9 protein-coding genes and 1 pseudogene are annotated in these 7,363 nt (G+C 44.9%); 8 read left to right on the forward strand and 2 right to left on the reverse strand.

Features of this window, described 5'->3' with window-relative positions:
- Positions 1 to 195 precede the first annotated feature (195 nt).
- The 4 genes and pseudogenes from THEPK_RS05290 to THEPK_RS05305 form a co-directional block, all read left to right on the forward strand.
- Positions 196 to 891, forward strand: a pseudogene (locus THEPK_RS05290) (dipeptidase); the annotation flags it as partial.
- Between the two features lie 47 nt (positions 892 to 938).
- Positions 939 to 1,778, forward strand: coding sequence for a class I SAM-dependent methyltransferase (locus tag THEPK_RS05295; RefSeq protein ID WP_042699226.1), 840 nt, complete (start codon positions 939 to 941; stop codon positions 1,776 to 1,778).
- Between the two features lie 12 nt (positions 1,779 to 1,790).
- On the forward strand, positions 1,791 to 2,606 hold the full coding sequence (locus tag THEPK_RS05300) for a 7-cyano-7-deazaguanine synthase (protein WP_042699228.1): 816 nt from the start codon (positions 1,791 to 1,793) through the stop codon (positions 2,604 to 2,606).
- Positions 2,584 to 3,573, forward strand: coding sequence for an AIR synthase family protein (locus tag THEPK_RS05305; RefSeq protein WP_042699231.1), 990 nt, complete (start codon positions 2,584 to 2,586; stop codon positions 3,571 to 3,573). Before THEPK_RS05300 ends, THEPK_RS05305 begins: the two co-directional genes overlap by 23 nt.
- A gap of 43 nt (positions 3,574 to 3,616) precedes the next feature.
- On the opposite strand, the gene THEPK_RS05310 is transcribed toward THEPK_RS05305, so the two are convergent.
- Positions 3,617 to 4,687, reverse strand: coding sequence for an mRNA surveillance protein pelota (locus tag THEPK_RS05310; protein ID WP_042699233.1), 1,071 nt, complete (start codon positions 4,685 to 4,687; stop codon positions 3,617 to 3,619).
- Positions 4,688 to 4,843: 156 nt separating this feature from the next.
- Between THEPK_RS05310 and THEPK_RS05315 the strand changes: the two genes are divergently transcribed.
- From THEPK_RS05315 to THEPK_RS05325, 3 genes are all read left to right on the forward strand, one after another.
- Positions 4,844 to 5,428 (forward strand): 50S ribosomal protein L15e, encoded by a 585-nt coding sequence (locus THEPK_RS05315; protein WP_042699235.1) that lies wholly within the window; start codon positions 4,844 to 4,846, stop codon positions 5,426 to 5,428.
- Positions 5,429 to 5,538: 110 nt separating this feature from the next.
- Positions 5,539 to 5,994 (forward strand): RNA-binding protein, encoded by a 456-nt coding sequence (locus THEPK_RS05320; RefSeq protein ID WP_042699238.1) that lies wholly within the window; start codon positions 5,539 to 5,541, stop codon positions 5,992 to 5,994.
- Positions 5,991 to 6,668, forward strand: coding sequence for a Ribonuclease P protein component 3 (locus tag THEPK_RS05325; RefSeq protein WP_052315892.1), 678 nt, complete (start codon positions 5,991 to 5,993; stop codon positions 6,666 to 6,668). The genes THEPK_RS05320 and THEPK_RS05325 overlap by 4 nt, the downstream gene beginning before the upstream one ends.
- Here THEPK_RS05325 and THEPK_RS05330 read toward each other — a convergent pair.
- Entirely contained in the window at positions 6,639 to 7,166 is a 528-nt protein-coding gene (locus tag THEPK_RS05330) for a DUF835 domain-containing protein (RefSeq protein WP_232194565.1), read from the reverse strand. The two genes, THEPK_RS05325 and THEPK_RS05330, sit on opposite strands and share 30 nt — an antisense overlap.
- A 98-nt stretch (positions 7,167 to 7,264) precedes the next feature.
- Between THEPK_RS05330 and THEPK_RS13020 the strand changes: the two genes are divergently transcribed.
- A partial coding sequence (locus THEPK_RS13020) for an excisionase family DNA-binding protein (protein ID WP_156882167.1) occupies positions 7,265 to 7,363 on the forward strand: 99 nt, incomplete at its 3' end.

The raw sequence follows: 7,363 nt of genomic DNA on the forward strand, positions 1-7,363 counted from the left end.
ATTGGCTAACTCGAAGAGGCTTTTCTCCTGCTCTTTTGAGGGTTGGAGTTTTGAGCGTTACGGTTCTTTTCATTGCTTCTCGTTATTAATTCACACGTTTTTGGTTTAAAAACATTCTTTTGCTTTCCTGCTCTCTGGCCGGTTTCTCGATTACTGCATCCCCGCCCTGAAGGGCGAGGCTTTCAAAAGAAAAAGGTAAAAGACATGAGAAATGCCATTAAGAATGGAAAAGTGGCACTCTGGCTCGGACTGGAAGGCGGAGAACCAATAGAAAACAGCTTAGACCTGCTTGAGGTATTTTATGCCCTGGGTTTAAGGGTTCTAACACTGACTTGGAGCCTGAGAAATGCCATAGGTGACGGTGTTTTTGAAAGAACAAAAGGTGGCTTAACCAACTTTGGCATAGAGGTGCTTGGAAAAGCGGAAGAGCTCGGCATAGTTGTGGATGTGAGCCATCTAAACGAGCAGGGCTTCTGGGACGTTATTGAAACAACGTCCTTCCCAATCATAGCCTCCCACTCTAACGCCTACTCCCTTTGCCCGAATCCCAGAAACCTCAAAGACGACCAAATAAAAGCCATAGCAGAGAGCGGTGGAGTTATAGGAGTCAATGCAATCCCGAGTTTTGTAGATAAGGAAAACCCAACGCTGGACAAAATGGTTGCCCACGTAGAGTACATAGTGGATTTAGCGGGCTACAAACACGTTGGATTTGGTTTTGACTTCGTTTACTACCTCAAAGGATGGAGTGGAAAAAGCATCAAGGGATTTGAAAACGAAAGTAAAATACCGGAGCTTTTGAAGAGACTAAGCGAGAATTTTAGCAAGAAGGAAGTTGAAGCAATAGCATTCAAAAACTTTGAAAGGGTTTTTGAAAGAGTCGTTGGATAACCAAAATCTTTTAACTCCTTTGCATTTCTCTCTCTTGAGTGGGGGACATGGAAGAAATTTACTTCTTAACATTCAGAGAGGCCAGAATTATACTGCTTTCTCGGGGAGAGGTTAGGGTAAACCTCGATTTGAGGAAAACGAACAGATCGCATGCAGTTCTAGTTAAAGAGGATAAGGTGGTCTTCCCTGATGGAAGTGAAGTTGAGAAAGACATCATAAAAAAGATAGCAAAGGATGAAAACACGGTTTACTTTTTGAGAGGAGGCCGTTTGTATAAAGCCGCTATTGCCACCGATGGCTTTTACAAGCTTGTTCCAACAATTCCTCCAACCATAGAAATAAACGGGATAAGAATGCACAGGACAAAGGACACCAATCCACTAAAAGACACCCGAAGTAAAGTGGATACTGTAAAGCCAAAGGAAGGAGAGTTTGTTATAGATACTTGCATGGGGTTAGGGTACACGGCAATAGAGAGCGCAAAAAGAGGAGCTTATGTTATTACGATCGAAAAAGACCCAAATGTAATCGAGCTCGCCCGGCTTAATCCATGGAGCAGGGAAGTTTTTACATCTCAGAACATCCAGCTTATTCAGGGAGATGCGTTTGATGTGATAAAGAGGCTTAACGATGAGAGCTTTGACGTCGTGATACACGACCCTCCGAGATTTTCACTTGCCGGGCATCTCTACAGCGAAGAATTTTATGCAGAGCTGTTTAGGGTCTTGAAGCCAAAAGGAAGGCTGTTTCACTACGTAGGAAATCCCGGCAAGAAGTATCGGGGAAAAGACTTCCAGAGAGGGGTTATGGAAAGGTTAAGACGCGTGGGGTTCAAGGGAGTTAGAAGAGTCGAAGAAGCCCTAGGGGTGGTGGCTTCAAAGCCATAACCGGTGATTGCCGTGCTGTCCAGGGCAATAGAGGACCTGAAGGACTTCGCAAGCAGAGAAAGCCTCTACGAAAAGAAAATTCTGCTTATGTTTAGCGGAGGCAAGGACAGCAGTTTAGCACTTTACCTCCTCAAAAAGGCAGGTTTGGATGTGTCTGCAATAACCTTCATTCACAGATGGAGCTGGAGAGAACCCCTTCCACGCATGCTTAAATTTACGTCTTCTCTTGAGGTAGAGCACTACCTCGTTGATATAACTGAAAGCCTTCTAAGAAACTCCGTCGGAAGAAAAGGGCCGATATGCATCCACTGCAAGAAAGTTATGCTTAAGAACGCTTACTGGTTCGCAAGAGCAAATGGGTTTGACATCATTGCAAAGGGGGACAACGCGAACGACAAGATAAAAGGCGCTTTGCTGGATCAGTGGGATGGGGACCACAGGCTCAGCACCATTCCAAGGATTGGAATTCCAATTTTGAGACCCCTCATAAACTACATTGCTGAAGAAGTTGAAGCCCTCGCAAAAGAGGCAAATATAAAGGTTTTTAGGATGTATGAGTACGGAAGAAGGAGGCAGTGGAGGGAAGGATGCCCTCTGCAGTATATTGACAAGGAGCAGATAATAAAGGAGGAGTACTTCGATTTGGCATATGAGGCGAACTATGAAATAAGCAAAATCGCAAGGAAGCATAAGGTAAGAATGAGCGTTATTGTGCCTTCTTTCATGGTAATGTGTCACGGGTGTAATGAAAAAGTGCTGAAAGAGGCTGAAGCTGCCCTTGAAAACATTAAAAGGAGGTTTGCCAATGCTTCCTCTGGGAAAAATTAGAAACGAAGTTTTAAGAAAAATAATTCTCTCCGATCTCCCCATTGACGATGAGAAAATTGTTGTTGGGCCAAAAGAGGGCTTTGATGCCGCTGTTCTGGAATATGATGGTGATAACTACCTTGTGATTGCCACAGACCCGGTTCTTGGAGTTCCAAGGGAGCACTTTGGATTTTTCACGTACCACTTTGCCTCAAGCGATGTAGCTGTTTTTGGAGCAAGGCCTAGATGGCTGATTGTTGACCTCCTTCTACATCCGGGAACCAAAGAGGAAGAGCTGAAGGCTATTATGGACGAGCTTAGAGGGGAGTGCAAAAAATACGGAACCTCCATAGTGGGAGGTCATACTGGTGTTTATAAAACCATTAACGACTTCACGGCCACAACAACTGCTGTGGGGATCGTGAGAAAAGATGAACTGAAGCTCCCGCTCGCTAAGCCTGGAGATGACATAGTTATCACAAAAGGAGTTGCAATAGAATTTGCGGTCGGAGCTGCGTGGTTTAAAGCCGAGGAGCTCAAGAGCGTACTCTCCCCGTCAGAAACCTCTTTTCTGAGAGAGATGTACAAGCTTGAGAGCGTTGTTAAAGATGCACTTCTGGCAAGGGAGTTTGCAAGGGGGATGCACGACGCAACTGAAGGCGGCTTAACGGCTTTACATGAGATAGCAGACAATTCCGGAGTGGGGTTTGAGGTTTATTATGAGAACCTCTACATGCATCCGCTTGTGGAGAAGGTCGTGAACTTTTACGGCGTAAACCCACTAACCGTCTCTTCAACAGGGACTTTAATCATTATCTCACCAAGAGAAAATACGAGAGAATTAATCAAAAAGCTCCAAACAAACGGAGTAGGGGCTTTTGTCATTGGACAGTTCACGGAAGAAAGGGAGAGAGTGCTGATAAAAAACGGCAGGAGAGAAGAGTTCCCGGAGTTTGAAAGAGATGCGTATGCAGAGGTGTACTACTGACCTCCTTCCCGCCGTGAAGGGCGAGGCTTGAAAAAAGAAAAAGTCACTTCACCTTATACCTCAGCAGTGCGGCAATGCCACCAAGGGCCTTGAGCTTTTCACCACCTTCGTGTTCCGAGCTCACTATCACTACCTCTCCCCTTGTGCCCCTCACGAACTCCATTATCTCCTCTATCTTTTCCTTGTGCTCTCCCTTTAGCAGTTCGTCCAGGACTAAAAGCGTCTCTATAGCCCCGTAATTTGCAGCCTCTTCGACTTCTTTTAAGCCATAGGCAACCAGCCCGTTCTTGGATATCTCTTCAATAACCCTTTCTACAAGCTGAATTTCTTTTGCAACCCTGTTTTCGTGATAAACCCTATCAACGGTGCCTCTCCTGATTACCTCATAGATGCCAGTCCTTCCCGTAACGCTTGTGTCCTCTATAACAACTTTCTTAGCTAGATCAGGATAATTCTCACTTAGGAACTTGTAGAAGTTCTCCTTTGCAAATCCCGGACCGGCAACAATAGCCTTGTCAACATTTTCTCTTTCCATTATCTCGCTCATAGTTTTGGCAAGGTCGTGGAAGAATTTTTTCTCCTCGCTCTCTCTGTCAGCGTTATACCTCTTCCCTCCAAGGTTGTGAGTCACGTTTGCTATAATGTCGACGCCATACTCCCTAACCACGGCTATATCAGCTTCCCCCTCGTCAATTACAACTATCATGACCTTGGCCCTTTGGGATGCCTTGACAGCTTCTTCTAACCTCTCAAGATGGTGCTTTTTCCACTTCTCCTTCTGTATTGTTATCGTGTCGTTCTCTTCAACTGCTATCGTGTGGTATTTGCCAAGAGGCACTTCATCTCTGGAGGTATAGACTATAGGCCCCGTTACCCTTAGAGCGTTTGCGAATCTGTGGAGGTTCACCTTCTCAACCTTGACCCCTAGGAACACCGGTATTGTTTCAACTTTTTCCGGTCTCAGCGAATCACTTCTCTGGCTCTGCTTTCTAAAGGTCTTAGCGTAAACAACATCTCCTTCCTCGATAATGTGATAGAGGTGCCAGAGATCGTCGAGCGTCTCCACCTTGACTTTGATTTTGCCCTCCTTGGGGTCTTGATGAAGTATTTTCACTCTCACCACCCACTCAAGATTTGCGGCTTGCTTTTTAAATAATGAGGCGCAACTTTTAAAAAGCAACAACCTTTATTCACCACGACTAGGCGGTGGAAACCGCGGGATGTTCCGCTCTGCGGAGAACCACAAACAGCGAAAGATGAGGTGGAAAAAATGGGAATGTACAAATACATTAGGGAAGCTTGGAAGAGCCCAAAAAAGAGCTACGTTGGAGAACTCCTGAAGCAGAGGATGATTAAGTGGAGAAGGGAGCCAAGCGTTGTTAGGATTGAGAGACCAACCAGACTTGACAGGGCCAGGAGTTTGGGATATCAGGCAAAGCAAGGTTATGTTCTTGTTAGAGTTAGAGTGAGAAAAGGCGGAAGGAAGAGGCCAAGGTGGAAGGGCGGAAGAAAGCCCTCAAAGATGGGTCAGGTTAAGTACTCACCAAAGAAGTCCCTCCAGTGGATTGCTGAGGAGAAGGCCGCGAGAAAGTTCCCCAACCTTGAGGTTCTCAACTCATACTGGGTTGGCGAGGACGGTATGTACAAGTGGTTTGAGGTTATCCTAGTTGATCCACACCACCCAGTCATCAAGTCAGATCCAAAGATTGCCTGGATTGCTGGAAAAGCCCACAAGGGTAGGGTCTTTAGAGGACTTACAAGCGCTGGAAAGAGGAGCAGAGGTCTGCTCAACAAGGGTAAGGGTGCCGAGAAGATTAGACCAAGCATTAGGGCCCACAACGGAAGAGGTAAGTGAAGTATTTGGCCTTCTTTTTTGTCCTCTTTTCTAATTAGTTTTGCCAAGCGTGTATTTTGAGAGTTAAAAGCTTTTAAACTATGTTTTCAATCAAATTTGGGGTGAGAAAGATGGCAAAGCTCCAGGCTCATCACATAAGAGTATCAACCTTTGTACATGCAACCGAAGACCCGGAGAAAGTTCTCGAAGCAATGGGGACTTTTTTTCCGGAGGATGTCCCCTCAGATGACATAGAATTTGAGATACTTGAGACCGAAGGCTACTTTGGAAATCCAATAAAGGTCATAAATGCCGAGGTGAGTAGGAGCAAAAGCGTCAGAAAGATGCTGGAGCACATCAAGGGACTTTTAAGCGAGGAGGATAAGAGGTACCTTTTAGAAAACCTCGAAGAAAAGGTTGATGACATGGGAACGTTTTTCATTCGCTTCAGCAAGCAGAAGGCATATCTGGGAGAAGCGGAGGTTAGCGAGGGAGAGGACGTCATCCAAGTTAAGATAAAGGTCAAAGCATTTCCAATGAGAAAGGAAAGTGTCGTGAAGACCATCAGGGAGTGGTTGAGCGAATGAAGTGGGTTGAGATGGACATAAGAAGCGAGGAAGCTTATGGTAAAGCTAAAGAGTGGTACGATAAGGTGGTTTTTACAAAGAAAGTTTACCTAAAAGACTCTCCAAACTTTGATGAGCTTAAACACGAAGTTAGGGAGCTTAGTGAGAAGTATGGAAAAGTCGCACTGCTGATTGTTACGGAGAAGCCTTCCCTAGTGAGAGAAGTACAAAGAAGGATTTCCAATGCCCTCATCTACGTGCAGGGAGGAAATCTGAGAGTTGTTAGATTTGCAATAGAGAACAGGGTTGATGCTGTGATAGCTCCAGAATACAGGAGAAAAGATTCCGGTTTTGACCACGTTCTTGCAAGGCTAGCAGCTAAAAACAACGTTGCCATAGGCTTTTCTCTCGCTCCTCTGCTAAGGGCAACCCCCTATGAGCGGGCAAACATATTGAAGTTTATGATGAAAAACTGGCAGCTCGTTGAGAAGTACAAAGCTCCCAGATTTTTAACTTCATCAGCAGAATCCAAGTGGGAAGTACGTTCTCCAAGAGACTTAATGAGTCTTGGAATAAGCATCGGTATGGAAATTCCACAGGCAAAGGCATCCCTGAGTTTTTACCCTGAGAGAATGTTAAAAAAGTTGAAACGGGTTAAAACCCCATTATACGGCATCTTCAAGCAGGCGGGTTAACAGTGTCCATTGCTGCTCTTCGAAGGCATCTTTCTCCGCAACGAGGATTAGAGTTCCGTTATGGCTCACAACGAAGTCCTTCAGCTTGTTCAGGAACTTTATCACGCTGGTAAATTCGTTGTACATAACAAGGTATTCCAGACAGTCTATTAGTATAATTCCTCTGCTCCCGGCTTCTTCCATTGCTTTTAGGTATTTGTACGAGAGCTCTGTCATTCTTTCTAAGTTCATGGGTGAAATAGTCTTTACCTCGCCCTCTTTGGTGGCCGTGGTTACAAAATAGTAAGTCCAATTCTCGGGAATATTATTCAAAGTTCTAACAAACGCAAGCACAGGCGCATCTTTCAGCTTTTCTTTTATCTTTTTGTACTCCTCTTGGTTTATTATCCTGACACCGGGCGCTATCTTAACTTCGTGTATTTCCATTGTTTTTAGCCTGAGGAACTCCTCAGAAGATGTGAGCTTTATTGTTAAGAAAGTTAGTCCAAGGATAAGCACCAAGGAGATAGTAGAGCCTATGATGGGCTGTTTTCTAAATGGTTAAAATCGTAAAGTTTATATATTTTGTGTCATTGTTTGTAATAGGGGTGTGCAGTATGAAGCTTTATAGGACGGGAAAAGCGGCACAGCTCCTTGGCATCAGCAAGCCAACATTAATCAGGAAAATCAAAGCCGGCGAGATTAAAGCATACAGG

It is taken from the genome of Thermococcus sp. PK, from assembly GCF_000430485.1.
GTDB classification, from domain to species: domain Archaea; phylum Methanobacteriota_B; class Thermococci; order Thermococcales; family Thermococcaceae; genus Thermococcus_A; species Thermococcus_A bergensis.